Annotated in this window: 24 protein-coding genes; 12 read left to right on the top strand and 12 right to left on the bottom strand. The window is 70.5% G+C overall.

Going from position 1 to position 26,404, the window contains the following annotated elements; translation table 11 throughout:
* Positions 1-96: 96 nt before the first annotated feature.
* The 11 genes from AB0C25_RS27705 to AB0C25_RS27655 all read right to left on the bottom strand — a co-directional run bounded on the left by AB0C25_RS27705 (position 97) and on the right by AB0C25_RS27655 (position 13,379).
* Positions 97-1,020: a hypothetical protein gene (locus AB0C25_RS27705; protein ID WP_357310168.1), complete on the bottom strand. Its 924-nt coding sequence runs from the start codon at positions 1,018-1,020 to the stop codon at positions 97-99.
* A gap of 380 nt (positions 1,021-1,400) precedes the next feature.
* Positions 1,401-1,976, bottom strand: coding sequence for a hypothetical protein (locus tag AB0C25_RS27700; RefSeq protein ID WP_357310166.1), 576 nt, complete (start codon positions 1,974-1,976; stop codon positions 1,401-1,403).
* Between the two features lie 106 nt (positions 1,977-2,082).
* On the bottom strand, positions 2,083-2,916 hold the full coding sequence (locus AB0C25_RS27695) for a hypothetical protein (protein ID WP_357310164.1): 834 nt from the start codon (positions 2,914-2,916) through the stop codon (positions 2,083-2,085).
* 260 nt (positions 2,917-3,176) lie between these two features.
* On the bottom strand, positions 3,177-3,641 hold the full coding sequence (locus AB0C25_RS27690; RefSeq protein ID WP_357377099.1) for a hypothetical protein: 465 nt from the start codon (positions 3,639-3,641) through the stop codon (positions 3,177-3,179).
* Positions 3,642-4,127: 486 nt separating this feature from the next.
* Positions 4,128-5,051, bottom strand: a complete 924-nt coding sequence (locus AB0C25_RS27685) for a replication-relaxation family protein (RefSeq protein WP_357310160.1) — start codon at positions 5,049-5,051, stop codon at positions 4,128-4,130.
* A gap of 256 nt (positions 5,052-5,307) precedes the next feature.
* Positions 5,308-7,737, bottom strand: coding sequence for a type IV secretion system DNA-binding domain-containing protein (locus AB0C25_RS27680; RefSeq protein ID WP_357310349.1), 2,430 nt, complete (start codon positions 7,735-7,737; stop codon positions 5,308-5,310).
* Between the two features lie 101 nt (positions 7,738-7,838).
* Entirely contained in the window at positions 7,839-9,629 is a 1,791-nt protein-coding gene (locus tag AB0C25_RS27675) for a DUF87 domain-containing protein (RefSeq protein ID WP_357310158.1), read from the bottom strand.
* Positions 9,626-10,588, bottom strand: a complete 963-nt coding sequence (locus tag AB0C25_RS27670) for a PrgI family protein (RefSeq protein WP_357310156.1) — start codon at positions 10,586-10,588, stop codon at positions 9,626-9,628. The genes AB0C25_RS27675 and AB0C25_RS27670 overlap by 4 nt, the downstream gene beginning before the upstream one ends.
* The gene (locus AB0C25_RS27665; RefSeq protein ID WP_357310153.1) at positions 10,585-11,502 is read right to left on the bottom strand and encodes a type IV secretion system protein; all 918 of its coding nucleotides are present in this window, start codon (positions 11,500-11,502) and stop codon (positions 10,585-10,587) included. Before AB0C25_RS27665 ends, AB0C25_RS27670 begins: the two co-directional genes overlap by 4 nt.
* 13 nt (positions 11,503-11,515) lie before the next feature.
* Complete coding sequence (locus AB0C25_RS27660; protein WP_357310151.1) at positions 11,516-11,899, bottom strand: pilin; 384 nt, start codon at positions 11,897-11,899, stop codon at positions 11,516-11,518.
* 613 nt (positions 11,900-12,512) lie between these two features.
* Positions 12,513-13,379 carry a hypothetical protein gene (locus AB0C25_RS27655; protein ID WP_357310149.1) on the bottom strand — a complete coding sequence of 289 codons (867 nt, stop codon included), beginning with the start codon at positions 13,377-13,379 and terminating at the stop codon, positions 12,513-12,515.
* A gap of 1,206 nt (positions 13,380-14,585) precedes the next feature.
* On the opposite strand from AB0C25_RS27655, the gene AB0C25_RS27650 reads away from it, so the two are divergent.
* The 10 genes from AB0C25_RS27650 (at position 14,586) to AB0C25_RS27605 (ending at position 23,648) form a co-directional block, all read left to right on the top strand.
* On the top strand, positions 14,586-15,470 hold the full coding sequence (locus tag AB0C25_RS27650) for a hypothetical protein (protein WP_357310147.1): 885 nt from the start codon (positions 14,586-14,588) through the stop codon (positions 15,468-15,470).
* A gap of 49 nt (positions 15,471-15,519) precedes the next feature.
* Positions 15,520-16,437 carry a DNA methyltransferase gene (locus tag AB0C25_RS27645; protein ID WP_357310346.1) on the top strand — a complete coding sequence of 306 codons (918 nt, stop codon included), beginning with the start codon at positions 15,520-15,522 and terminating at the stop codon, positions 16,435-16,437.
* On the top strand, positions 16,434-17,324 hold the full coding sequence (locus tag AB0C25_RS27640; protein WP_357310145.1) for a hypothetical protein: 891 nt from the start codon (positions 16,434-16,436) through the stop codon (positions 17,322-17,324). Before AB0C25_RS27645 ends, AB0C25_RS27640 begins: the two co-directional genes overlap by 4 nt.
* Complete coding sequence (locus AB0C25_RS27635) at positions 17,320-17,865, top strand: DNA cytosine methyltransferase (protein WP_357310344.1); 546 nt, start codon at positions 17,320-17,322, stop codon at positions 17,863-17,865. The genes AB0C25_RS27640 and AB0C25_RS27635 overlap by 5 nt, the downstream gene beginning before the upstream one ends.
* A complete protein-coding gene (locus AB0C25_RS27630) occupies positions 17,843-18,715 on the top strand; it encodes a hypothetical protein (RefSeq protein ID WP_357310143.1) in 873 nt (290 codons plus the stop codon). Before AB0C25_RS27635 ends, AB0C25_RS27630 begins: the two co-directional genes overlap by 23 nt.
* Positions 18,716-18,732: 17 nt before the next feature.
* Positions 18,733-19,869 (top strand): site-specific DNA-methyltransferase, encoded by a 1,137-nt coding sequence (locus AB0C25_RS27625; protein ID WP_357310141.1) that lies wholly within the window; start codon positions 18,733-18,735, stop codon positions 19,867-19,869.
* On the top strand, positions 19,866-20,318 hold the full coding sequence (locus tag AB0C25_RS27620) for an XF1762 family protein (protein WP_357310139.1): 453 nt from the start codon (positions 19,866-19,868) through the stop codon (positions 20,316-20,318). Before AB0C25_RS27625 ends, AB0C25_RS27620 begins: the two co-directional genes overlap by 4 nt.
* A gap of 353 nt (positions 20,319-20,671) precedes the next feature.
* Entirely contained in the window at positions 20,672-21,238 is a 567-nt protein-coding gene (locus AB0C25_RS27615) for a hypothetical protein (protein ID WP_357310137.1), read from the top strand.
* Positions 21,239-21,819: 581 nt separating this feature from the next.
* A complete protein-coding gene (locus tag AB0C25_RS27610; protein WP_203146399.1) occupies positions 21,820-22,089 on the top strand; it encodes a helix-turn-helix domain-containing protein in 270 nt (89 codons plus the stop codon).
* 95 nt (positions 22,090-22,184) lie between these two features.
* On the top strand, positions 22,185-23,648 hold the full coding sequence (locus AB0C25_RS27605; protein ID WP_357310133.1) for a tyrosine-type recombinase/integrase: 1,464 nt from the start codon (positions 22,185-22,187) through the stop codon (positions 23,646-23,648).
* A 429-nt stretch (positions 23,649-24,077) separates the two neighbouring features.
* On the opposite strand, the gene AB0C25_RS27600 is transcribed toward AB0C25_RS27605, so the two are convergent.
* On the bottom strand, positions 24,078-24,314 hold the full coding sequence (locus tag AB0C25_RS27600; RefSeq protein ID WP_357310130.1) for a cold shock domain-containing protein: 237 nt from the start codon (positions 24,312-24,314) through the stop codon (positions 24,078-24,080).
* Between the two features lie 701 nt (positions 24,315-25,015).
* Here AB0C25_RS27600 and AB0C25_RS27595 point away from each other — a divergent pair.
* Positions 25,016-26,014, top strand: a complete 999-nt coding sequence (locus AB0C25_RS27595) for a hypothetical protein (protein WP_357310128.1) — start codon at positions 25,016-25,018, stop codon at positions 26,012-26,014.
* A gap of 118 nt (positions 26,015-26,132) precedes the next feature.
* The coding region (locus AB0C25_RS27590; protein ID WP_357377098.1) for a transposase at positions 26,133-26,404 on the top strand (272 nt) is incomplete at its 3' end.

The following is a 26,404-nucleotide window of genomic DNA, read 5'->3' as shown; positions in this document are numbered from 1 at the left end:
ACTGATCCACGCTTCGATCGCGGGACGAATCAAGTGCGATGGCCGGATCTGCGGACGAGCGAGATCCGGCGGGGCTCGGGGCGGGGCCGCCGCCGGTTAGAACGGCGGCTCGGTGACCGCGGCGGGTTCCTGCCGAGGCGGCAGGTGGGTGGCGGTTCTGGTGCGCAGCCGACCGGTGAGAGCGGTCAGGTGCAGGCGTATCCGGGCGCGCGGCGGCATGGGGGTCCAGGTGTCGGCGGTCCAGAACCAGCGGTGGGCGCCGATGCTGTAGTAGCCGTCCCGATCGGGGTGGCAGCGCTCGTCGAGATCGAGGACGATGTCGCCGCTGCCGGTGTCGCGTTCCTCCAGTAGCGCCGCGATGTCACCGTCGAAGCGCAGCAGCGGGTATTCCCCGGGCATGCTGCCCATCCGCCATCGGCCGGTTAGGTCGTCGGCGATCTGTCGGGCGGTGCTCGGGTCGAAGCGGCAGATGAGGCCGCCGGCGTCCGTGCTGCAGTCGTCGGCGACCAGGGCGGGATAGCTGTGATTGCGGACTTGCCGCGAGGAGACCATCACGGGCCGCCAGCGCGCGTCGGGTGGCGCGATGTCGATCCGGTAGTCGAAGGATTGCAGGTGTGCCGCGTCGAGATTTGCGCCGGGCCACACCGGGGTGTCGATGGCCAGCCAGTTGCGCTCGAGGTGGCGCGCGCCGCGTAGGACGTCGATCAGCCGCCGCTCGGCGGCAGTCGACGAGCCCAGCGGCAGGTACAGGTGTTGTAGCCGCTCGCGTTCACGGCTCGCGGCGGTGGTGCGGCGCCAGGAGACGCTGAACGCGATCTGCTCGTCGCCGTCGCGGGTGTGCCAGACGGGGATGCCGTTGGACCGGATGTGTGCGCGCTCGCCGTAGCGGGTGAGGCTCAGGGCGGGGCCGTTGAGCTCGCCGGCGGCGATCTGTCCTGCGGTGAGGCGGTGGGTGGGGCTGGCGAGGGCGTGTTCTGCCAGGGGCAGGACGTCCTCGATGCGGAACCACAGTCGGGACATGGTGAGGAAACCTCCGTGAGGGTGTGTTGGGCGGGAAGAGGAATAGGGCGGCCTGTCTCAGGCCGGTGCTGCGAAAGCCCCATGCCCGGGGCGCCTGGCGCAGCGGGGCGTGAGCTGCGGCGCTACCGGTGCGAGACGCCCGGGCGCGGACCTGCCGGTGCGGCGCGCTGAGGCGTGGCAGAGGCCCGGCCGCGGCGATGAGTGACCCCCGGCATCGGGACGCATGGCGCGTTCGCGTTGACGGCGCCTGCTTCGGCCCCGCGGTGCGAGGCCTGGCGTGACTCTCTGCCGGACGCGGCTGCGGTGCGGGCCCGAACGGCTGGAGTGCGCCGGTGGTGGAGCGGTCGAGGGTCCGGGCTGGGTTGTTTGGTCGCCGCAGGTTAGGCGCGGATGGTGCTGAGCACACGGCGCACATCGGCCGAGATCCCGCGGTCTCGGATCTCAGCCGGCGGGTCGTTCAGCACGAGGCTGGTGATGGTGGCGGCGCCGCGGTGGCGCATGAACTGGTAGTGGCGCCCGTCGACGTCGCAGGCGGTCAGTGCCCGTACCGGGATGCCGTCGTCGGTGCTCGGTAGTCCGAGGGCGGTGGCGTCGCGGCGGCCGGATTCGCTGGTGTCGAGTCCTTCGCCCAGGAATGCCAGGGCGAGAATGGGCCCGATCTGGGCGTGGGTCCACGCCCGCAGTTGAGGGGCCTTGGCGGTGGTCAGCACTGCGGTGATGGCGCGAAGGCCGATCCAGTAGGGCGCCGTCGAGCGGGCGCCGGGCATCGCGTGCATCTGCCAAATCGACGAGTCGATGGGCAGTTGCTCGACGTAGAGGCTTCCCACGCCGGTGTGGGCGGTGGATTCGAACACGCCGAGCAGCGTGGGGAAGGCGTCCCAACCCTGCTCGTCGGCGAGGGCTTCGACAGCGGTCAGCGCGGCCGTGATAGCGGCGGCGCGACGTTCTGGGTTCATGGTGTTCCTCCTTGGCATAGGTGGGTGGGGCAGGAAGCGGCACCGCCGGGCGGCGCGCCTGGGGTCCCCTGGGTGCAGGGATCAGGGCGCGCCGTCCGGACGGGTGTCATGCGGTGGTGTCGAGGGCTACCGCGAGGAGCCGTTGGCCGGGCTCGAGGGTGTCGAGGTGGCGCAGGGCCTGTTCGAGGTAGGTCACCCGGTGGGTGAGTGAGTCGCTGATCGGGGCCAGTTTGTGGCCGTCGATGGTGAGCATCGCGTCACCGACGACAGCGCTGGCTGCTCGGTGGTGCTGGTAGGCCATCTGGCCTGCCTGGTACATCTCCAGTTCTCCGACGCCGGGCTGGCCGGGGCCGGGAGTGACGGCCGCGTGCAGACGCATGGCGTTGACACGGGGCTGAGCGTGGAAGTCCGCCACCGCCGCGTCGTACGGGTACTTCTGCGGGTCGGTCAGGGTGCGGCCTTCGAAGGTCGGCCACGGAGTGGCCACCCGGGTGCCATGCACCGCCTGCTCCCAGATCTGGTAGCGAATCGCGGCGCCGATGGCGGCGGCGTGACGCATGCCGTGCAGGTCGAGCAGCCGCAACGGTCCTCCCGCGCAGGGGATGGGACGGCCCTTACGCAGGCCGATCATCTGGCTGCGCTGCCACAGCCGCAGCTGCGGTACCGCCCAGAACAGCGGGGTGAGGGTGCCGGTGACACCGAAGTGGGTGCGCAGCTGATGCGCGGTGAGCGCTTCGGCGGGCACCTCGTCGGGCAGGCAGATGACCATCGTGGCGATGGTCGGCGCCGGCGTTACGGGCGTGCGGACGACACTGCTGGCCTGAGCGGGGGCCGGTGGGCGCGCGGGCGCCGCGGTGGCCTTCGCGGGGGCCGGTCGGATGGGGATGGCGGGCACGCGGCTGCCGTGGAGGGTCAGCGGGGTGCCGTTGACAGCGGACATGGTGGGGTCCTCCTTGTTGGGTGCGTGCGGGCATGCGGAAGCGACCCACCCACTGGGTTCATGGGTCGGTCAGGGCGGTCAGCGGTTTCGGCCATGTGCAGCAAGGCACGCCAGTTGGGCCAGAGCTGTGGAGGCCTGCGAATCCTGCTTTTCACAGGTGGTGGGTGTCGGCAGCGGTGGAGCCAGTCATGCAGCAACAGGTCTCTCGGGTACGGAGAAGCTGTCGCTTACCTAGGCGGTCCGGGTGTCGTAAGTGCCGGTCAGGGGCGGTGCGGACGCGCGAGAGCGCGGACGCCGATGATCGAACCGTCCAGGTCTCGGACGGTGTCGTGGCAGACCAGCACGTCGTCGCGGTTGTACGCGGCGAGACCGACGACCAGGGACACCAAGAAGTAGGTGCCCTTGACCGGCGGTGGCAATGGTGGAACGCCACCGTCTGCCACGCCGAAGGCGACCCGTGCGACGGGAACGCCGAAGTCGAGCTCATCGGGTCCGATGACCCGTTGACCCAGCCTCACCGTTTGATGCTGCGAACTTGGTGCGATCACGCGCAACGGCGTGACGCTGCCCGGATCGATCCGATCCGGAGTGCCACTCGGGAAAACGTGGACAGGGTGCGGGGTCAGATTGACTATTTTCGCCATCGGGGGTCCGTCGATCAAGGGTGTGCGGGCGTTGCTGTTTCGTCCTGCCGTCGGCGGGACCTGTTGGTCGGAACTGGTCATCGGCGCTCCTTGAGGGTGTGCGCGTCGGGACGCGCTGGTGTGACCGGTCCACCGGGTGCGTGGATCGGGTCCTGGAATGGGCGCTGGTGCGGGTGGTTGGTGCGACCTCGTGGGGCCGTCGCGCGGGGCGCGGGCCGACCGGCTGATGCGGGTGGGCGTCGCGTACCGCTGGGTGCGGCGGGGTGTCCCTGAGGTGGGACCGAACCGGGTGGAGCGATATGTGGGGTGTGGTAGTGACGTGAACGGTAGCTCTGGGCACTCACAGCGGCGGTGGGCGTCGTGGCGGCGTGCAGGCGGGTTGACCTGCGCTGTGAGAGATCATCGGCCGTCGCCGGCGGTTCTGGTGTGAGTGGCTGTGAGCCGCTGTGAGTGGCGGGCCCGCTCACAGCCGCTCGCCTGCGGTCGGGCGTCGCGTGCCGCTGGTGCGGCTTCGCGACGGCGGTTGACCTGCGGTGTGAGCGGCTGTGGGCGAGCCGGCGAGGGCTGTTAGGCGTCGTCGGGGTCGGTGAAGTGGTGCGGGTTGGTGGCGGTGTCGGGGCCGTGGTCGCTGGGCAGCTCGTGCAGCCAGCGGCGTGAGCCGGGGTCGAAGGCGAGGGTCCAGGCGGGGCCGGCGGGGTGCTCCTGGTGCAGGCCGGTGGCTACCGGCATGACGGTGGGCACGCCGGCGAGGGCGTCGAGCAGGTTCGCCTCACGTCGGCGGTTGGGCACGCGCAGCAGGACGGGGTAGCGGGGTCCGAACTCGGCGAGACGTTCGTAGGCGCGCAGCTTGCCCAGCACGATGCGCAGCGGCTCGGTGCCGTTGTCGTGTTCGAGGAAGAAGCCGACGGTGCGGCCGGCGGCGCGCCAGATGCCGTGGCCGTCGGGTCGCACGCCGGCGATGGCGTAGGCGGCGGTGGCGTGCTGCTCGGACCACCACCGCAGAAGTTCGGCGTCGCGGTCGGCGCGGGTGTAGGCGTGCAGGTCGATGAAGAGCTGGTTGGTGCCGAGCAGGTGGCTCATTCGGCCGCTGCCAATGATGCGGTGGGCGCGTTCCACGCTGGTGCGGGGGGCGGGGGCGTCCGGCCGCAGCGGGTCGCTGTAGGCGCGGGGGTGCACGTCGATGCCCAGCGGGCCGAGGGTGTAGAGGTACTGGTCGGTGCCGGTTCGGGTGTCACCGAAGCGGTGCACGGCCTCGTAGCGGTGCAGCGCGGCCAAGCGCAGCAGCGCGGAGCGCTTCGAGGGGAACAGGGCGGCGGCGATCTGGTCGGCGGAGAGCAGGTAATGCTCGGCGAGCCAATCCAGCAGGTCGTGGTCGCGCAGGGTCAGCAGCCGCAGGCGGGCCAGCCGCTCGTCCTTGCTGAGCCGGCGAGCGGGCGGGGTAGGTCGAGGTTCGGACGGGTCAGGTTCAGGAGTGTGTGATTGGCGAGACATGGTGATCTCCTCAGGGAGAGTAGAGAGGAATCCCCCTCCTTTCAGGAGGGAGTCTGGAACTGTCACCGCCGGTGAGCAGCAGTGGTCACCGGCGGTGTGCTGCAGTGACGGGCCGATCGGCCGGTGTGATGGCCGGCGACGGCGGTTAGGGGTGGTGAAGGCACGGCGAAGACCGGAGCGAAGGTGCTACCGAAGCCCTTGGAGTAGCCGCAGGTGGTGCCGAGCCGAAGGCGTGCCGTGGCGATCGCTGTCAGGCTCAGCGGCGTGGACGGCGAGTCCGTTCCGAGTCGCGGGTGCTGTCCTCAGGGGTCGCGGTGTCGTCCTTCTTCGGGCGGGAGTACTGCTCGACGAGGGCGTCGATGGCGCTCTTGTCCTGGGGCAGGACCTTTTCCGCGGCCACTTCTCGGATGGCGGTGGCCTCGCCGACGACGGGCTTCGGTGCGCGGGTGCGCATGGTGAACGCTGGCGTCTGGCGTCCGTCGGCGACCAGGCGGGTCGCGGTGGTATAGGCGTCGAGGTGCGTCAGGTCGTGCTCGTCGAGCTCCGGCAGGGTGTGCCGAGCCAGCACTCGGGCGTCCTCGGGCGCGCAGGAGAAGTACACCTTGTTGCGGGCGTTGGCCGACGCGGCGGCGAGGAGGTCCTTGGGGAACTGGGCGAGGTCCTGATGCGACAGGACAAGGGACAGCCGGTATTTGCGGGCCTCGGCGAGCATCGTGTCCAGGCTGTTGGCCAGGGTGAGGAAGTTCTGCGCCTCGTCAATGATCAGCGTGGCGTCACGGCGCTGGTCGGGGCTGAGGCGGGCGCGGGCGGTGGCGGCCTGCCACACCTGCGCCAGGATCAGCGACCCGAGCAGCTTGCTGGTGTCCTCCCCCAGCTGCCCCTTGGGAATGCGGACGAGCAGCGCCCCGCCGTCGAGGACCTTGCCCATGTCGAAGCTGGAGCGCGGGTACTGCATGGTGCGTTTGACGAAGTCACGCAGCAGGAATGAGCGCAGCCGGGCGAGGACCGGTCCGATGACCTGGGAGCGCAGGGCAGGGTTGAGCTCGTCGTACCACTGCCAGAAGCCGTGCAGCCCGGCCGGGTCGTCGAGGTCGACGGTCATCGCAGAGCGGAACTGGGCGCTGTTGAGCAGCGGCGGGATGTGTTGCAGGGTGACGTTGGCGTGCCGCAGCAGGGTCAGGCACGCCACACGCATGACGTCGTCCATGCGAGGGCCCCACGCCTTGGCGAAGATGTTGCCGAAGATCGACACGAGGTTGTCGACGACGAGGTCGGGGTCGTCACCTTCGAGGGGATTGATCGTGGGCGGGTTGGGTTGGTCGGGGTCGAACAGCACGACCCGGTCGGCGACGTCGGCGGGCAGCCGGTCGAGGATGTCCAGGACCAGGTCGCCGTGCGGGTCGATGACCACGGTGCCGCGGCGGGCTTTGATCTCGTCGACGGCCATGTTCACCAACATGGTGGTCTTGCCCGAGCCGGTGGATCCGATCACGTGCATGTGATACCTCGAATCCGGCACGGACAGGCCGACACGGTGCCCGCCCATCTGCGCGTCGCCGAGAATTTTCTCTCCGCGCCCGCCTACGGTCACGGCGACCGGGGCCGGCATGGACTTCGCGCGGGCCCGGTCCAGGCCCGGTACTGCCAGGTCCTGGGGTAGTGCGGCGAGCGCGGCCAACTCGGGGGCGCTGGTGACAAAACCCGCGCCGAGACGCCGCTGAGCCAACACCGCCGTGGGATAGGGCATACGGGCGCGGTGGGTGAGCCGGTTGCGGGCGGAGTACACGGCGAACGCGGAGGCGATGGTGTCGGCGATGCCGCGCAGCCGGGGCCGCTGGTCGGTGTTGGCGCGGCCGGTGTCCTTGGCCACGGCGTAGCGCACCGCGGTCTCCCACAGCGGGTGGGCGCTCTTGTCGAGGATGGCGCGTACGTCGCGTTCCACGCTCGGGTCGCGGCGGGACGCTGGCGCGGCCCGACCGGTGCCGGCGGTGCGCCCGGGTAGGAACGCCTCGATGAGCCACAGCAGCGGTGCGGCCGGGTTGATGCTCGGCAGGGCGGTCTTGCCGTCGCGCAGCCGGCCGGCGGCGCGGCGGGCCCGTTGGGCGCGGCGGGCGGCGGCGGGCCGGGCGAGGATCTGCACGCAGGCGTGCTCGTCGGCGCGCAGGCTGGAGCCGGCGGACATCAGGGCGCGCAGCGGGTCGGTGTCATGGTCGGTGCGCAGCGGCAGCCACTCGGCGGCGACGGGCAGCAGGTGCCCGCCCACCGCCGCCGTGTCCAGGGGGATCGGCGGTTGGGGGTCCGTGTCGGTGGTGCAGGCGGCGCCGGGCCACGCGGCGCGTACGGCGGCTTCGACGGCGCCGGGTGGGACGGTGCCGGGCACCCACACGGAGATGAGCAGCCGCCGCCCGCTCCAGGTGTACTGCCACACGACGTGAGGGCTGCCGTAGCGCAGCCGGCGCCGCCGCGACGGGGTGAGGGTGCCGGCGAGGTTAGCCCACAGCGCGGCGGCGCTGTGCGGGTCGACCTCCGGCGGTGGGGCGATGGTCACCAGCCGGGCGCCCTCGGCGTGACGGCGGTGCCGCCACGTCGCGAGCAGGTTGCGAGCGGCTACAACGGCGACCAGCACAGTCGCGGCGACCGCGAGGAGCCACGGTCGCTGCCCAGCCCACGCGGCGGCGTCGAGCAACCATCGAGTCGCGCCCGTGGGGGGTGCGATGCCGGTGGGCGGGGCGATACCTGTGGGGGGTGCGCTGGGTGCGGGAACGATGGCGAGGTGGGCGGTGAGGTTCACAGGTCCTCTTCGTCGTCGAGGCCGGCCAGGTCGCCGGGGCGGGTGGTGGCGAGTTGGTGTTCGGTATCGGAGGCGATCGCCTCGAAGCTGGTGCGGTTAGTGCCGGAGATCAGCAGGCCGGTGCCGACGCGGGCGGCGAGCAGCAGCCGCCGCTCGCCGGCGGTAAGGCCGAACGCGTCGCCGATGGCGTCGATGGCCTGCGGTGCCTGCTTGAGCAGCACCTGTGTGGCGGCGTTGGCGACGACGGCCTGGCCCAGGTCGGTGCCCAGGACGTCGGCGACGTCCTGAGTAATCACGGCCAGGCCGGCGTGGCGTTTACGGGCAGCCTTCGACATTCGGAAGAGAAACTTGGCGCCTTCGCCGTCGCGCATCAGCAGCCACGCCTCGTCCACCACGACCAGTCGCCTGGTCGCTGACCGGCCGGGTGCGTCGACCTGCCGCCAGATCGCGTCGAGGGCGAGGAGGGTGCCGACGGTGCGCAGTTCGTCGGGCAGTTGCCGCAGTGACCACACGACCAGGTGCCCGTCGAGGCGGGTGGTGGAGGGGCCGTCGAACAGTTGGGAGAACGATCCGTGCACCCACGGTGCGAGGCGGGCGGCGAGCTGCCCGGCGGCCGGGTCGCTGTCGTCTTCGAGGCAGGCGGTGAGGTCGCGCAGCAGCGGCGCGGGCCGGTGATGACTGGCGGGGTCGGCGGTGATGCCGGCTCGGCGGTAGACGGCGAGGATGGCCCGGTCGAGGGCGGCGCGTTCGGTTGGTGGCGGTTGGTGGCCGAGGAGGACGGCGATGAAGGTGTGCAGGAACAGCCCGCGGCGGGTCAGTACGTCGGGTCGGGTGTCTCCGGCGGGCAGGTCGAGGGGGTTGATCTTCACGCCGGTAGCGCCGAGGCGCACCACTGTGCCGCCGACGGCGTCGGCGAGGCGCAGGTATTCGTCTTCGGGGTCGATGACCGCGACTTGCACCTGCTGGTAGAGGTTGCGCAGGATCTCCAGCTTGACGAAGTAGCTCTTGCCGGCGCCCGAGCGCGCGAGGACGACGGAGTTGTGGTTTTCCTGCGCCCAGCGGTCCCACCACACGATGCCCTGCGAGTCGGGGTTGACCCCGTAGAGCACGCCGCCTTCGGCGGGTGGGTCGCCGGGCAGCGGCGCGGGCAGGTCGGCCGACGCGAGGGGGAACGCGGCGGCGAGGGCTTGGGTGTCCATGGTGCGGCGCATCTGCAGCGAGTCCGTCGCCAGGGGCAGGGTGGTGGTCCAACCGGCGAGGTGCCGCCAGGTCGCGGGCTGCACCTCGATGAGCGTGGACGCGGCGGCGGCCTTCACCTGCGCGCAGGCCTGCAGCAGTTCGTCCTCGGTGCGGGCGTGCACGGTCAGGTACAGCCCGACGCGGAACAGTTTCGCCGCGCCGCGGGCCAGGCGCTGGGCGAGGTCGGCGGCGTCCTCGGCCGCCGCCTCGACGTAGGGGTCGGGCAGCTTCCCGCCCTCGGTGCCAGCGCGGCGGCTGGACTCGAAGCGGGCGCGCTGGTTGCGCAGCCGGGCTGCGGCGATCGGTGCGGGCAGCGGGTCGATGTGCAGGGCCAGGTCGAGGCGCCCAGGCCAGGACAGCAGCGGCTCCAGCCAGGCGTGGCCGACCTCGGCGGGGTAGCCGGTGACGACGAGGGTCGCGGCGTACCCGTCACCGACTCGCAGCATCCGCGGGGTCACCTCGACCGAGGCGGGCGCGACGGCGCCCGCCAGCGACGAGGTCTGGCGGGCGCCGCCGGCGTCCGTGCGGGATCGGTTGCGGGTTCTCATCGGGGTCCCTTCTTCTTCTGGCGGGGTGGGGTGTCCGGGCCGGTGATGACGGCGTCGGGGGCGGCGAGCCCGCCGGGGCGCGACGGCCGGTACGGGTCGGCCGCTGCGGCGATCGCCGCGGTGACCGCCGTCCCGTCCAGGGCACGGGTGGTCACGCCAAGGCCGGACAGCGACCGCACGGTGTCGTCGGCGCGCCGCCGCGCCGCATGCTCCCCTCGTTCGCCCGCGGTGCTGCGGGTGACGATGAGGACCTGTCGGCGCAGCGGATCGCGTCGAGTCGCGAGGTCGTCGAGGAAACGGGCGTGATCGGCCGCCGCGTCTGCCAGCGCCGGGTGCGCAAGCGAGCCCACGGCCTTCGACAGCGTGGTGGCGGCGGAGTGCAGGTCGACCGGTTGCGCCGAGACCACGATCTGCGTCGGCGTGGACAGGCTGTTGAGCCAGCGGCCGAACGTGTCGACCAAGGCGGCCTGCTCGTCGGCGGTCCGCAGCGCCAGGTTGACGCTGGTCGCGGCGACCATCGCCGCCCGCGCCCCGCCCAGGCGGATCTCCCCCTCGTCGTCGATCGCGTCGGCGGGCAGCCTCAGCGGCGCCGGCACCATCACCCTGCTCTTCGGTGCCTGGACCCAGTCCGGCGTCGTCGACGTCGTGTCCGTCGTCGACAGCGCGCGCGGTGCCCGCGCGTGCCGGACGGCGGCGAGCAGCCACACGTCCAGCGGCAGGCCGTCGCGGCGGCCGACGGCGACACCGAACACGAGACCGCCGAGGACCACGGCGGCGCCGACGAGAACCAGCACCGGCACGAGGTGGTGCAGGACGCGCCAGGCGCCGTAGAAGGCCAGGGCGGCGACGGCGAGGATCGCCAGCTGACGGAAGGTCAGCCCATACAAAACCTTGTCCGGGGCGTCTACGTCCGATGGCATCCGCGCTCGGCCTGCCTCGGTGCGGTCGTTGGCGCTCATCGGCGTACCGCCCGCAGTCCGCGGCCGAGGCCGGGGATCGAGCGGGTGGCTTGCTGCACCACGACCACCCGCACCGCGGCGCCGATCATGTTCGCGCCGCGGCCGTTGCCGGTGGAGACGAAGCTTTTCATCATTGCGGGCACCCGCAGGGTGGTCCACAGCATGACCATCACGACGAACAGGTTGATGACCCCGCCCGGGTCGACCGGTAGCCCGAGCACGGGCAGCAGGTTGTCGGGGTCGGTGAGCATCCACTGCCCGGCGTACAGGGTGAAGCCCTGCACGATCGGCACCGCGAGGGTCCCGGCGTAGGCCTTCCACCACAGTCGGGCGATCGGATCGGTTTGCGGAAGCGCGTGACACGCCAGCGCCAGCGGCGCGAACGCCGTCAGGACCAGCACCGTCGCGAAGCGAACGATCACGCTGAACGCGGTGGACGCGAGCAGCACCGCGATGATCGCCACGCAGACCACGAACAGCAGCACCGCGGTCTTGTCCTGCCCCGCGCTGATGTGCGTCTTGATCGCCCGCAACGCGCCGTCGCTGTCCCCGTCGGGGGTGGTCAGGGCTGCGGTGAGGGCGTTGGCGAGGTCGATGAGCATGCGGCACCACAGCTGCGAGAAGTGCGCGGCGACGAACCCGACGATCAGCCGCGGTAGGAGGTCCTTGACGGTGTACTGGGAGGCTTCGCCGCCGCCGGCGGTCATGGTGAGCACGCCGGCGGCGACGAACGCGAGGACGAAGACGGTGTCGACGACCCAGATCGAGCGGCCGGTCAGGGCCTGCACCTGCGGCAGGACCGTGACGTCCGGGGTGATCAGCAGCGCGCTGCTGATCACCCCGAGCAGCGCGTCGAGGGTCGCGAGGATCGCTGCGGCTATCCAGTCGAGGATTTGGCCCAGCAGATAACTCATTCCCATAGCGGCGTCAGCCTCCGACGATGCCCTGGACGATCCCGAGCAGGATCGGAGCCAGCACGGCGAGGCCGTAGCCGATCAGGGCGTTCTTCAGCGCGCTCTTGGCCTTGTCAACCTGCGCTGGGTCACCTCCGGCGGTGGCCCAGTAGACGCCGGCCAGGACGAGGAACAAGGTGGCGACGGCCGCGAGGATGCCGATCAACCACATCTGCAGGTTGAGGATGACGACCGGGAGGGAGTTCGCCGCCAGCACGGGCACGCCGGTGTCGGCGTACGCGGCGGCGGGCACGGACAGAAACAGCAGCACCTCGCCGGTCACGGCGGCAACGCGGCCGGCCTGACGGGCGGTGCGGGAGCGGGTGAGGGCACGAAGACGTGCCGGAGTGCGGGACATTGAGCGTTCACCTCCGGCCCCGGCCGGGTGAGGGCGGGGCGGTTGTCGGCGGTCCGGGTGGGTGGACCGCCGCCAGAGGGGCGCGGGCGCGGACAGCGCCTCGAAGCACGACCGTCCCCGGGAGGAGCACGTCCTCCCTTGTCGGGTAGCGATCTGTTCGGTGTGGTGTCAGCGCACCAAATTGCGCGGCACCCGGAGACGTCCGGTGCGTGGGGCGGCCCGGTGTGGGCCCGGCCCTCTGGCGGCGGGCGGGACCGTCGTGCCCGCCGCGTGGCGGGTGAAGTGGTCTCGCACTTGTAAACCGCCGCCTGTGTGCTCTGGCGAACGCCTGTCGTTCTCACAGCGACTCACAAGGACTCACAGCCGCTCACACACAGCAGGTCTTCTCGCGCCTGACCTGCACTTTGTCGATTTCTGCTCGGAAGGCCGGTTCTCTGAGTCGAGATGATCTGGGCGCCGGTGCTTCTTCCCCGGCGCTTCATTGGGTGGAGGCGTTCCCGCGACAGGTTCTTAAGCCCTGCCCGGGGGATGCCGTCGGCGCAGCGTGGACATGGCCGCGGCGCCCGCACCGGGAATCCGGTGGGGCGCCGCGAGAACGCGTGCGGGGCGGGTCTCAGGCGGCGGCTGCCGCCTGGCTCGTGTCCTGACGGGCAGGGCGGCGGCTGGCAGCACGCAGTTTGCTGCGTCGTTCAGCCTGTGCGGCGAGGGCCTTGGCGGCCTGTGGGGATGCCGTCCCGGTGAGTAGGCCCGAGGCGAGGGCTTCGGCGATGCGGGTGTCGATGCGCCCCAGGCGCATCCGCAGGGCATCGGTGCTCAGGGCCCGCAGGGCGGCGATCGGTTCGATCGCCCGCCGGCCGAGCCGCACGTCGATGTAGGACTGCTCGTCGTCGGCGTCGAGGATGCCGAGCCGCACGGCGCGGTTGATCAGCACGTCGGGATGACCGTAGGGAATCTGCGGGGTGCGCGGGCCGATGACGTGCTCGACGTCCTCGACCGGGATGACCTCCGCAGCCTGCTGGCGCAGCTTGAACCCGGCGCGCCAGCCGGCGCGGCACAGCCCGGCGTACGGGGCGGGCCGGGCGAGATCCACGTGATCGCGCAGCGCTACCAGGAACCCGGAGAGGACCTCCGCCTCGATGTCGTCGGGGTCGCCGGGGTAGCCCTTGCACAGCTGCCGGGTGTAGCGGCGCAGCGCCGGCAGGGCCATGCCGACCGCGCCAATGACCCACTGCGGCCCGTCCAGGCGGGCCCGGCGGATCATCTCGGCCCACACCGCGTCGCGCGCCTCGAAGGACGTGCGATGCGCCAGCAGCCAGTCGCGCACCGCCAGCACCGTCATGACACCCGCCGGTAGGCCGACGTCCGGGCCGAACTGGTCGAGGTCGATCGACAAGGGCTCGGGGTCGCAGGTCAACGCCGTGAACGCCACCTCGGCGGCGTCCAGCGGGGACTGCGGCCACTGCGTGGAAGTCGTGCTCATGATTGCCACTCCTCGGAGTCGATCTCGGTGTCGCCGCCGATCGGGGCGGCGTCTGAGCAACCGATTACGCCATGCGTGGCTCACAGACGCTCACAGCGCAGGTCAGCGCGCTTATGCCGCTGTCAGAGGTGCCCCTCACCACGGCGCGGGTGGCTGCGCCTCGGCACCGCCTTCGGCAGTGGCGCTCGTTGTCGCGCGAGCCGCTGACCAGGGCTGTGAGCGACAATCCAACCCACGCCGGCCCGGTTCCACGGCGCTTCTCACAGCGGCCCGTCATGCCGCTCACAGCCGCTCACAGTGGCCCGTCATGCCGCTCACAGCCACTCACAGCCACTCACAGTGGTCCGTCGTGCCGCTCACAGCGGCTCACAGTCGCTCACAGCGGCCTCCCGAGACGTGTGTACGACGACGGAGTCATCGACACGTTCGGGTGTCGTCCGAACGACGTCGGCGCGGGTCCCCACAATCCTGTCCGGCAAGGACGCGGCTGTGGCCGAGGTGACATGACGACCGCGCGCTGGGCGTGTCATCAAGGCCATCTTGCGGGGGCCGCCGCCGCGGCCGGCGCCCCTCTGCCACAGTGACAATGTCAACGATCGCTTTCGATGCCCCTGGACAGACTGACAACGCCTGCGACCAACAGGTTGCCGCGGCGGCGCCGCGACTGTCGGCGATGACACCGTCCCATGGCAGGCGGTCATCCTGGCATAGAGCTTTGTCGTTGACATTTTGTCCGCAGGTCCTTGTGAGCAGGACGTTGACATCGGTCACACGTGCGCACGGCAGGCAACGGCGCGGCGCCGGACGTGGTCGCGGCCACGCCGTCGCCGGCGGGCGATGAAGCCGCCTGTGACGCTGCGGCGCGTCGGCCCCGGCCACTTTGCCGGGACAAGACAAGGACGGCTTTAGGGCTGTCACCACGGTTCGCATCAGCGCGCTGCGGACAGTTTGTCATCGGCTCGCGTCATCGCCGGCAGTCGATGGTCAGGCGTGACGCGGTGCTGCTGTGCTGTCGTGTGCCTCGCTGCCGAGTCAACCGTTCACGGGGCTTCTGTGCGGTGGGCGGTGAGGTATCGGCCGGCGGCGCGCAGCACGGTCGCTGTCGTGTTGTGAGCGGCTGTGAGTTTGACAGGCGTTCGCCAGAGCACACAGGCGCGGGTTTACAAGTGTCAGCGCACTGCATGCGCGGCGTGGAGCCGACACCACATGAGCGAGCACACGTCGCAGCACCACCAGCACCCTATCCACCCCGTCGACCCGCGCGTGGTCGACCCGACCCTGATCGACGTGGTCGCCGGTGACCCGCCGGTGCCTGTCACCGTGTGGCGCACCGCCCACGACCTGGCCGACGCCGGGCGTAGCCTCGGCACCCGCCTGGCCTACCGGCTCGTCGCCGCCTACACCCGCCCCGGCGAGGTCGTGGTCGACCTCACCGCCGATCACGACCTGAGCGCCGTGTGCGCCGCGGGCGGCCGGCGACACCACCCGGGCTGGTTCACCGACGCGTCCAACCTGATCATCGGACCAGCCACCCCGCCGGCACGACCCGATCCCGCCGCCCTCGACGACGACGGCGACGGCGACGGCCTTCCGGACATGACCGCCTGGTTCGGCGACGACCTCACCGACGGGCAACCGCCCACCGATCGCACCACCGCAACAGACGGTCTCACCTCCCTCGGCGAGGCGACGAGCCTGGTCGTGGCCTGCTGGCCGCTGGACCCCGACGGCACCACCAACCGGGTCCGGCTGGCGTGGCTGCTGAGCGAGTGCGCACAGCTGCTGCGCCCCGGCGGCTGCCTCGTCCTGGTCGTCACCGTCCCCACCGCCGCAGCCGGCGGCCCGGAGGACTTCACCCCGGTGGCCACCGCCGCCGCGCAGGTGGGCCTGGGCTACCTGCAGCACATCGTCGCCGTCGGTGCCGACACCGACGGCGACGCGTTCGTCTACCACGTCACCGACGAGGAACTGCTCACCCTGACCCATCCGCACTGGGTGGCGCACGTGCGGGTCCACGCGGACCTGCTGGTGTTCTCGCCCGCGAACAAGGCGCGCGAGCAGCGCCACGGCGGCGGTGAGAGCCGTGGCTGACCACACCGCTTCTCCCGCCGAGTCGCAGGAGCCGACCCAGGACTCCACACTGGGCGACAGCACTCAGCGCCACCCTGCGCAGCCGGAAGGTCTGTCGGTGTGGGCGACCGCCCAGCGGACCGGACCGGTGCAGCGCCGCGGCCGGTACGTGCCCGAGTCGGTCAAACACCCGGCCCGAATGCTCCCGGCCATCGCCGCCCACGCTGTACACGCCTACACCCGCCCCGGGGACCTCGTCCTCGACCCGATGTGCGGGATCGGCACCACCCTCGTCGAGGCCATCCACGCCGGCCGCGACGCCATCGGCGTGGAGTACGAGCCGCGTTGGTCCAACATCGCCGACGCCAACATCACCCACGCCCACCACCACGGCGCGACCGGCCGGGCGTCGGTGGTCCGCGGCGACGCCACCCGCCTGTCCACCCTCCTGCCCGCCGCTCTGGCGGGACAGGTCGCACTCGTGGTCACCTCGCCGCCGTACGGGCCGACCGTGCACGGTCTGGTCCGACCCGGCGAGGACGGGGTGGCGAAGTTCGACAACGCCTACAACGACGGCGCCGACCGCGGGAACCTCGCCTACCGCGACCTCACCGGCCTCGCCGACGGGTTCGAGCAGATCCTGCGCGGCTGCGCGGACCTGCTGCGGCCCGGCGGCACCGTCGTGGTTACTGCCCGGCCGTGGCGCAAGCACCGGCAACTGGTCGACCTGCCCAGCGCCGTGATCGCCGCCGGCGTCCGCGCCGGCCTCGTTCCCACCGAACGGTGCGTCGCGCTACTCGCGGCGGTACGCGACGGGCAGCTCGTCGCCCGGCCGTCGTTCTTCCAACTCCAAGCCGTGCGCAAGGCCCGCGCCGGCGGCACCCCACTGCACCTGATCACGCACGAGGACGTGCTGATCTTCCGCCAGCCGGGCGGCGACCCGGGTTCACCAATCCTCAACACCCCCGAGGGCGGGGTGATCGCGTGAACGCACCCACCCACCGATACCTGAGCCTCGGCGCCGGCGTGCAGAGCTCCACCCTGCTGCTGCTCGCGGCGCACGGCCAGGTCCCCACGTTCGACGCGGCGATCTTCGCTAACACCGGCTGGGAACCGGCCGCGGTCTACGCACATCTGCGCCGACTGGAGCAGCTGGCCACCCGATCGGGGATTCCGGTCGTCCGGGTCGCGGCGGGTGACATCCGCCGCGACGCCCTCGATCCGGACCACCGCTTCGCCTCAATGCCCCTGTTCACCCTGGGACCCAACGGCGAGCGGGGCATGGCACGCCGCCAGTGCACGGGCGAGTACAAGATCAAACCGATCAAGGTGGAGGTGCGGCGTCGCCTCGGCTACCCGCACCCCGCCCGGGTCCCCGCCGGTGTGATCGCCGAGATGGCAATCGGAATAAGCCTGGACGAGATCGGCCGGGCCCGTGACGCCGACGTCGCCTACATGCGCAACGTCTTCCCGCTGCTCGATCTCGGCTGGCGGCGCAAGGACTGCCTCGCCTACCTCGCCGCGCACGGGTGGGCGGACACCCCGCGCAGCGCGTGCGTGGGATGCCCGTTCCGCACCGACGCGGAGTGGGTGCGGTTGCGCCATGACGACCCCACCGGATGGGTCGACGCGGTGGCGTTCGACGCGGCGATCCGCCACGGGTCGGCGCGGGCCAACGCCGCCGGGCAGCCTTTGCGGGGGCAGTTCTTTCTGCACCGCCAGCGCGTCCCCCTCGACCAGGTCACCCTCCGCCCCAGGACTGAGGCGCAGACGGATGTGCCGGGGTGCGGGCCGTGGACCTGTCCCCACCCAGACACGGCCACCGAGCCAACGCCCGACTCATCGGTCGCGCCGGGGCGGGAGGTGCGCGATTGACCGGCACCTCCCACCCCGCCTCGGATCGCTGTGCACCGGCTACGGCGGCCTCGACATGGCCGTCGAGCTGGTGCTCGGCGGCCAGCTCACCTGGTACGCCGAGACCGACCGACACGCCGCAAGCGTCTGCGCCCACCACTGGCCCGGCGTCCCGAACCTCGGCGACATCCGTGCCGTCGACTGGAGCACCGTCGCACCCGTCGACATCCTCACCGCCGGCTTCCCCTGCCAGGACATCTCCAACGCGGGCAAGCGAGCCGGCATCACCGGTGCGCACTCCAGCCTGTGGAGCGCTGTCGCCGACGCCGTTCGCCACCTTCGCCCGCCGCTCGTTTTCGTGGAGAACGTCGCCGCGCTCCTCCGGCGCGGCTTCGACGTCGTCGAAGCCGACCTGGCCACGCTCGGGTACGACACGAGCTGGACGTGCCTACGCGCATCCGACATCGGCGCCGCGCACCGCCGCGACCGACTGTTCCTGCTGGCCACACCCGCAGAACCTCACCGAGGGGGTGCGGACGTTGCCGACACCGTGCGCCCGTGACGGAAAGGGCCCCGGGCACCAGTACGGGCTACCCGACCTGATCGAACCGTCCGGCTCCACCCACGGCCTGCTGCCCACCCCCACCGCGGTGGCATACGGGTCGAACAAGTCCCCGTCCGCCGGGGCGAGCCGCCGGCCGAGCCTGGCTGGCGTCGCCGGGCAGCTCATGCCGACGGTGGCGGTGGCGGACAGCCGATCCTCGGCCAACGTCACCGCCGGCCGCGTCACGCCGATCGAGCATCAGGGCCGGACGCTGATCGATGCCACCCGGCTGCTGCCCACCCCGAGGGCCAGCGACACCGGCACCCCCGGACGTAAGGCGGGGGCCGGGTTCGGGCCCCCGCTGTCGCAGGTGCTGCTGCCCACCCCCAGGGCCACCGACGGAGCGAAAGGTTGCCCGGGGCAGCGCGGCTCGCATGGCGATCTCACCCTGCCGTCGGCGGCGGTGCGGGTACCCACCCGCACCCTGCCCACACCTCGCGCGTCCGACGGGCGCGGCCCGGGACGCCACGGCGACGGCGGGGCGGACCTGCGCACCACCGTCGCCGGCCTCGGCGACCTCGACGAGCACCGGTGGGGCGGTTACGCCGCCGCCATCGCCCGGTGGGAGCTGCTACTCGGCCGAGGCGCACCGGAACCGACCCAGGCCGGGCAGCACGGCAAGCCCGTGCTCGCCCCACCGTTCGTGGAATGGCTGATGGGCCTCAACCAGGGCCACGTCACCGACCCCACGCTGGGCTTGCCGCGCACCCTCGCGCTGCGGGTCTTGGGTAACGGCGTCGTCCCCCAGCAGGCAGCAGCCGCGCTGCGGCTGCTGCTGTGCCCGCACCGCTGGCAGGCACCGTCATGACAGAAGATCATCGCCCGGTGGGTCTGGCTGAATACCAGTACCACCAGGAAGGGCCAGTCACCCTCTACCTCGGCGACACCCGGCAGGTGCTGACCGCCATGTCCGAGGCGTCCGTCGACTGCGTCGTCACCTCACCCCCGTTCTGGGGGCTGCGCGACTACGGCACCGGCCGCTGGAGCGGCGGCAACTCCGACTGCCCGCACGACGCAAGCCGTCGGGTCGACGGCGCTACCTGCCGGCGATGCCCCGCCCGATGGTCCGATCCGCAGTACGGGCTCGAACCCACCCTCGGCAAATACATAGACCGGCTGGTCGACGTATTCCGCCAAGTGCGCAGGGTGCTCACACCCACCGGCACCTGCTGGCTCAACCTCGGCGACAGCTACAGCAGCGCCTCCGGCGGCGCACCCCAAGCAGGCCGGCCACAGCCAGGAGGCCGACGACCGGCGCGCCGCCGCGCGCAGGACACCCTTGCGGCGAAGAACCTCATCGGTGTGCCCTGGCGGGTCGCGTTCGCGCTGCAAGCCGACGGCTGGTGGCTGCGCAACGCGATCATCTGGTCCAAGACCAACCCGATGCCCGAGTCCGTCCGCGACCGCCTCTCCACCACCTACGAACTGCTGTTCCTGCTCACTCCATCACCCACCTATTTTTTCGACCTCGACCCCATCCGGATACCGCTGGCACACCCAGCGGCGGCCGACGGCAGCCGAGTCATCGGCGGCGCCCGCAAGGGCGCCACCGGCGGGATCGGGGCGACCGCCCGTCGCCGAGGCGCCACCGCCTACGGCGGCAAGTACGCCGCCACCAACACCGCCGAGCCACGCGCCTCGGCGGGCAACCTCAAACCGCTCGGGCACGCCCACACCTCCGCACACGTCAGGGGCCGCAACCCCGGTGACGTGTGGCGCATCGCCACCCGCCCCTACCGCGGCTCCCACATCGCGCCGTTCCCCATCGACCTGCCACTACGGGCGATCGCCGCCGGCTGCCCAGCCGGCGGCGTGGTCCTCGACCCGTTCTCCGGCGCCAGCACCACCGGCCTTGCCGCGATGCACCTCGGCCGGCGCTACCTCGGCATCGACATCGCCGAGCAGTTCCACCACGAGGCCATCACCCGATTACGTCCACATTTGGCGCAGGACACGACATGAGCCTGCGCCTCGTGCCGGTCACCTTCGCTCAGGCCGGCCAGTTCATCACCGACTGGCATCGCCACCACCGCCCGCCCCGAGGACACAAGTTCTCCCTCGGCGTCGCCCAGGACGACGTTCTCGTCGGGGTGGCGGTGGTCGGCCGGCCCGTCGCGCGGATGCTCGACGACGGCCACACCCTCGAAGTCACCCGCGTCGCCGTCGCCGACACCGTCCCGAACGGCTGCAGCATGCTCTACGGCGCCGCCTGGCGAGCCGCGAAAGCGCTCGGCTACCGACGGTTGGTCACCTACACCCAGCAGGGCGAGTCCGGGGCCAGCCTGCGGGCGGCCGGGTGGCGCGTTGTCGCCGCCCGGCCGCCTACGCCCGGCTGGTCCCGCGCTGCCCGACCCCGCAGCGACCACGGCGTCGACCACATTGCCCGCCTCCGCTGGCAACCGCCGCGCTGACGCCCCCGGTCACCTCACGCCGAAGCCATCCACCCAGGGTGGGCGCCCATCGAGTTACGTCGGGCGCCCACCCGCTGCTGCTGCCAACACAACCCATCCCCACTATCGAAGGAATGTCCGTTTTCACCCTTGATCTCTGTCGGTTCCACTCGTCGGCGGCTAGCGCGGCGTGTTCTCGCCGCGCGGCCTGTGGGTGCAAAGCACCTACGCGGCTTGCAGCAGCCACAGCACCGGACATGCACAGAGCCCGACCTCGAAGCCGCCAACAGGGGCGCCTAGGTAACGACCGACTTCGCGTCGACATCGGCTGTGGAGCCGGACCCCGACACCACGATGCTCACGAAGGACGAGAAATGTCTAAGACCGACCCACCCGACAACCCGCCGCCCACGACCGGACCATCGGCGCGGCGCGCGTGGCGCAACCCGCGGCAACGGGACAACCTCAGCTGGCCGGTCATCACCGTACGACCGGCGACGATCAACCTCCCCACCCTCACGGTCACCCAACGACACCGACGGCGGGTAGCGGACCAACTCGCCACCGGGCTGACCGTTGCCGCCCGGACCGGCCGGCCGAGCCTTTTCCCAGTTCTCGCCCTGACCGCACCGGTCGACGAAATCCCCCGGATAACCACGATCATCGACGAGGCCTTACAACTCGTCGCCGCACCGACGCCCGCTGCTATACGTGTAGGTCGGAACCTGCGCGGCGAACCCGCTGCGGTCGTACTCCACGGCGACCGGTGGAGCCTCGTCATAGAGACCCATCAAGCGGCGGCGCGCCAACCAACGGTCACCTACGCCTTCATCGACGGCTCTGGCGGACATTGTCTCGCGCTCTGCTTCGACGACCATCCCAACGCGCTCGGCGTCGCTTGGACCGAGATGACCCACCACGTCCTGGCGATGACAACCTAACCGCCCCACCGGCCGCACTAACCCGGCTACGCCGCCCGCCACCAGCTTCACAGCGCGCCCACAGACAGGCGCTTGAAGCCGGTCACGCGGCCAGCGCGGGCTGCCGCAGAGGCGCTCGTCACCGCTCTCATTGATCTACACATCGGATTTCTGCAAGCCCCGCAGCCCCTACCGCAGGCGGCCGACCGTCCGGTCGTTAAGGCGATCACCACGCCGCGGATCGTCGGCGACCTGCCGCATCCCCGGATCAGCGGGAAGCGCATCTACGCGTCGCCCCAATCGTCCTGATCGGCGTCGCCCTCACCGCGCAGGACCGCGACCGCGCTCGCACCACCGCCCAGCGGCGGCGACGCGCAGAGCTGCTTTCGCGGCAGCCTAAGGACGGTCACCTGCACACAGCAGCTCACCGTCAACTGGGTGCGGAAGCGGAGCTATCTCTCCATACGCGAGCCTGCCTTAAGGCTGACCGCCGACGGCCCGCACTTTCGAGTGATCGCACCTCACCAAGTCCGGCACCCCCACAGAGGGCAACCGGCTCCACCCCCACCGGCAACTGATCGCCTCATGAAAGGCACACCACGATGACTTCCCAGCCCTCACCAGCCAGCCCGTCGACCCCCGATCACCTCAACTGGACCATCGATCAAATCCGAGCGCTCGGCACCGTCACCGACATCGCCACCGTCGGGCAGATCTTCGGACTGCCCCGCTCCACCGCCTATGCCATGGCGCAAGCCGACACTCTGCCGGTGCCGGTCATCAAAATCGGCTCCCGCTACCGGGTATCCGTGACCGCGATCATCGCCGTCCTCACCGCCACCCACCCCAACCGCCGACCGCCGGCGACTTGACCGTTGCGCCGTGACGAGCGTCGATCAACCACGCGCGACGCCCGATAATCCGATGCTGCCACCGGCGGCATCCCCGTTCGAGGGAGGCACCTTCCATGGCCGACGGCTCGATCACCAAGCAGTGCGGCTGCCGCAAGGACGGCAAGCGGCTCGGAGCGAAGTGCCCCAAGCTGCGCCGCGGCGACGGCTGGAACCCCCACCACGGCAATTGGGCATACCAACTCGAACTGCCCACCGACGCCGGCAACAAGCGCCGGCAACTACGCCGCTCCGGCTTCACCAACCGCGAGCATGCAGCCAGCGAACGCGACAACGCCCGCGCGCTGCTCGACCTCGCCGGCACCAACGCGCTGATGCGCCAACACATCGCCGACCTCCTGCACAGCCTCAAAGCCGGCGAGGCACTCCCCGAGCGCGACACCATCACCCACCGAATCCACACCGGCGAAACCGCTGCCGGCAAGGCCATCACCCTCGGCGTGTACCTCGACACCTGGTTCGCCAACCGCACGGGGCTCGCACCGGCCACCCTGCGCAGCTACCGAGATCACATCACCAACTACTGGAAGCCGAAGATCGGCCACGTACCGCTGAACACGCTCACCCCCGGACACATCCAAACCGTCTTCGTCGCTATCGAAGAGCGCAACGCCGAAATCCTCGCGCTAAAGGCCAGCACCGACAAGGCGGTCCGAGACACGGTCAAGGGTGTACGCACCGTCGGCCCGGCCAGCATGCATCGCATCCTGGCAACCCTGCGCAAGGCACTCAACGACGCCCGGCGCCTCTACCGCCACCAACTCGTCGAGAACAACCCCGCCGAGTCGGTTCACCTCAAGTCCGGCGCCGCGCCCAAGCCACGGCTGTGGACCGCCTCTGCCGTCAACCGCTGGCGGCAAACCGGGCGCCGCCCCAGCGCCGTCATGGTCTGGACGCCCGCCCAGGCCGGCGAGTTCTTGGACTACGTCGAGAGCGCCGATCCCGAACTGTCCGCACTGTTCGACCTCGCCGTTCACCGGGGCCCCCGCCGAGGCGAACTCGCAGGCCTGCACAACTACGACGTCGACCTTGGCAACGGTGAGATCACCATCACCGAACAACGCACCAGCGTCGGCTACAAGATCATTACGAAGGAAGTGAAGTCCGCCGCCGGCGACCGTGCCGTACCGCTCGCCGACGACACCGTCAACGTACTGCGGGCCTACCTCGCTCGACGCGCTACATGGAAACTCACCGCCGGGGCGAAGTGGCACAATAGTGATATTTTTTTCGTCCGCCGCGACGGCCGACCTTGGCATCCCGAGCTGATCACTGACCGCTTCGATCGTCACCTCGCCGCAAGCGGTCTGCCGCCCGTCAGGTTCCACGACCTTCGGCACACCGCCGCGACTCTCATGCTCGCCGCCGGCGCCAGCATCAAGGAAATCCAAGACACCCTCGGCCACGCCAACTACAAACTCACCGCCGACACCTACACGTCCGTCCTGCAGGAACTCAAGCGCTCCACCGCCGAGGCCGCCACCAAACTCGTTCCCCGCAAGCACCGAAAAGCGGCATAGTTCACGTCCCCCTCAGCAACACGGCAGTCCCACGACGGCGATACAGGCCCCTCCGACAACGGGAGGGGCCTGTATCGCTCGTCAGGGAGACAGGGCTGGCGCGATGACTTCGGCTTCCTGGGCCAGCGCCGCAGTGCACGCGAATATTGCTGATAGCCCGCCACCGCACCCCTGGATAGCCTCGAGCCCGGAGAGCCGCTGCCCGAGCGTGAGGTCATCGCCCGCAGCCCCCGATTGATTCCGACACCTTGATTCGGTACCACTTGGGCAGGTTCTTCAGGCACCAGCTGTGGCGTACGCCCGATGCATCTCAGCCCGCCGGTGCCGAAGATCGACATGTGAGCTCGGCACCATCTTGAGGGCCACACACTCTTGATCGACAGGTAGTTCTCGACACCGCTGCCGACGCGTTACGCCGGCTGCCGCGGTTCAGAGGATGGTGACCTCGACCGCCCGAGCAGGGTAACCGTCCTGGCCCGGGACTTCGTAGTGGCATCGCACCTGCTGACCCGGCGTCAGGCTCCGGTACTCGGTCGGCCCTGCGACGATGTGGCTGTAGTGCACCCAGACCGTCAAGTCAACGTGATCGAGGGCGACAGTTCCCCACCCCTGTTCGGGGTGCCAGGTCCTCACCACGCCGGTGTCGCGCAGGCCCTGATTACTCACACGCGCCAGGGTATCGGCTCGATGGAGGTCGGGCAGGGAACCGCGATGATGCTCGACGAGGTGCCGATCCAGAAGGCACGTCGGGTGGTGCCCAGAGAACCTAACCATCAACAGCCGTCGATCATCTATGACGGCAAGTGGTGCCCGAAGAACCTGCCCGGGTGGTGCCCGTTCAACCTGCCGGAATCACCCCGATCCTCCCCACCAGGAGGGCGGTCCTTCCCTTGCAGGACGGACCGGCCTCGCAGTCGTTGCAAAGTGGCGGCCGGGCGTGGGGGGGGTCCGTGCCCGGCCGCTGCAGCGCTGAACGCCACACCCGACGGTCCGGATAGGGGCGCTGCTGGCCAACGCCGTTGTCGGCCAGCAGAAGGAGCGGTATCCATGGTCTGCCACCTCCTGCGGCGACGAGGGATAAAGCTCGTACAAGCTCGGCGTCGTATCGCCTGGCGCCAGTTCCGAGGCAACACCTGGCGACACCGCCGGGCCTGAGGTCCGAAGGCTCCGGGAGGTGAAAGGGTAGGGCTGCCCCCGGCTAGCGGAGTCCGTGCACTGCGGCCGGCCCGTCTACCCCAACCCGTGGCGCAGCGGAGGCCCAGCGCCGCGTCTGCTGGGGGCGTTAGACGAGGCGGTCGCTCTCGCAGGGTCGGCTGCTAGCCCTGAGCGGTGAGAGAGAGGACAGCGACATGCGGAGACGGACGTTGGTGACCGGGACGCTCGGCGGTGTCGTGCTGGGCGCGTCCGCGCCGGCAACCGGATCGGCAGCCGTAGCTGGTCGTTACCGGCTGCTGTTTGAGCCCGCCGCCCCAGGCACGGCACCCGTCACCATCGACGCCCTGCGAGCGGCGGTGTCGCAAGCGTCCGCCAACTTCCACGGGGTCCGCTATCAGCAGCTCGCACGACAACTGCCGGAGTTGCTGCGCGCCGCCGAGGCGACCCGTGACGCGGCACCGGCCGACCGGGCGGGCTCAGTGCAGACAGTGCTCGCGGAGGTTTATGGTCTGGCGACGCGCCTCAGCGTGAAATTGCACGATCCTGGCGTGGCGTGGTCGATGGCGGTCCGGGCGGTGCAGGCGGCGCGAGCGTGCGACGACCTCCACGTGCTCGCGGAGACATACCGGACGGCCGCCGTGGTGTTGCGCCGATCGGGCCACCACGATGAGTCGCAGCGAATGGTCATTCAGGCTGCGGCTCACCTCCGGGAGCACACCCGTTTGAAAGCCGGCAGGGATGTGTCCCTGTACGCGTCGATGCTGGCGACGGCCGCCTACACCGCTGCTCGCGCAGACCGACGCGACGATGCGTGGACACTGGCTGCGGAGGCAGGAGATGCGTTGGCTTCCGGCACGGCGTCCGGATTTGGATCGAACGATCTTGAGCTGTACTGGTCGGGAATCGCACGGGCGCTCGGCGACTTCGGCGCAGCCGTCGATCATGCTTCCCGAGTGCGGATCGAACTGTTCACGACACCTGAGCGTCGGGCCCGCTACTGGGAAGACGTCGCGCAGGCATGGATGGGTCGCGGCCGGGCCGCGGAGGCGTGGGTGGCGTTGCAGGAGGCCGAGGCGACGGCCCCCCAAGAGGTGCGGTATCGGCCTTGGGCGCAGGATCTGACCGCTGACCTCCTTGCCCGCGATCGAGGGGGAATGCTGCCCGGGATCCGTCCGTTCGCCGCCCGAATCCAGGCGGCTGGACCGGCCTAAGGCGTGTTTCAGAAGTCGTGGTGGCCGATGAAGGTCCCGGCGTGGCGGTGATCGACAACTGAAGAGGTCTCCGGTATTTGGTTCTGCGACCAAGCAAGAACTTCATACCGGAGACCTCGTGGCCACCTTAGCGGTGACGAGGCGGCACGACCTGACCGACGCTCAGTGGCAGCGGCTCGCCGCACTGCTGCCTGCCGCGTCGGCGAAGGGTCGTCCGCCGAAGTGGGAGAAACGGCAGCTCATCGACGGGATCAGGTGGCGGATCCGGATCGGGTCGCCCTGGCGTGACGTCCCGGCCGAGTACGGACCATGGCAGACGCTCTACGGCCTGTTCCGTCGTTGGCAGCGCGATGGAACCTGGGACAAGATCCTGGCCGCGTCACAGACCAC

It is taken from the genome of Micromonospora sp. NPDC048839, from assembly GCF_040649915.1.
Classification (GTDB): Bacteria; Actinomycetota; Actinomycetes; order Mycobacteriales; family Micromonosporaceae; genus Micromonospora.
This window is presented reverse-complemented; position numbering and strand designations above follow the sequence as displayed.

Bases quoted from the DNA above. Each gene is read 5' to 3' on its own strand.
- AB0C25_RS27660 (WP_357310151.1), bottom strand. From the start codon at position 11,899: ATGTCCCGCACTCCGGCACGTCTTCGTGCCCTCACCCGCTCCCGCACC.
- AB0C25_RS27610 (WP_203146399.1), top strand. From the start codon at position 21,820: ATGACTTCCCAGCCCTCACCAGCCAGCCCGTCGACCCCCGATCACCTC.
- AB0C25_RS27695 (WP_357310164.1), bottom strand. From the start codon at position 2,916: ATGTCCGCTGTCAACGGCACCCCGCTGACCCTCCACGGCAGCCGCGTG.
- AB0C25_RS27690 (WP_357377099.1), bottom strand. From the start codon at position 3,641: ATGACCAGTTCCGACCAACAGGTCCCGCCGACGGCAGGACGAAACAGC.
- AB0C25_RS27685 (WP_357310160.1), bottom strand. From the start codon at position 5,051: ATGTCTCGCCAATCACACACTCCTGAACCTGACCCGTCCGAACCTCGA.
- AB0C25_RS27700 (WP_357310166.1), bottom strand. From the start codon at position 1,976: ATGAACCCAGAACGTCGCGCCGCCGCTATCACGGCCGCGCTGACCGCT.
- AB0C25_RS27615 (WP_357310137.1), top strand. From the start codon at position 20,672: ATGTCTAAGACCGACCCACCCGACAACCCGCCGCCCACGACCGGACCA.
- AB0C25_RS27605 (WP_357310133.1), top strand. From the start codon at position 22,185: ATGGCCGACGGCTCGATCACCAAGCAGTGCGGCTGCCGCAAGGACGGC.
- AB0C25_RS27665 (WP_357310153.1), bottom strand. From the start codon at position 11,502: ATGAGTTATCTGCTGGGCCAAATCCTCGACTGGATAGCCGCAGCGATC.
- AB0C25_RS27650 (WP_357310147.1), top strand. From the start codon at position 14,586: ATGAGCGAGCACACGTCGCAGCACCACCAGCACCCTATCCACCCCGTC.
- AB0C25_RS27675 (WP_357310158.1), bottom strand. From the start codon at position 9,629: ATGAGAACCCGCAACCGATCCCGCACGGACGCCGGCGGCGCCCGCCAG.
- AB0C25_RS27705 (WP_357310168.1), bottom strand. From the start codon at position 1,020: ATGTCCCGACTGTGGTTCCGCATCGAGGACGTCCTGCCCCTGGCAGAA.
- AB0C25_RS27670 (WP_357310156.1), bottom strand. From the start codon at position 10,588: ATGAGCGCCAACGACCGCACCGAGGCAGGCCGAGCGCGGATGCCATCG.
- AB0C25_RS27620 (WP_357310139.1), top strand. From the start codon at position 19,866: ATGAGCCTGCGCCTCGTGCCGGTCACCTTCGCTCAGGCCGGCCAGTTC.
- AB0C25_RS27655 (WP_357310149.1), bottom strand. From the start codon at position 13,379: ATGAGCACGACTTCCACGCAGTGGCCGCAGTCCCCGCTGGACGCCGCC.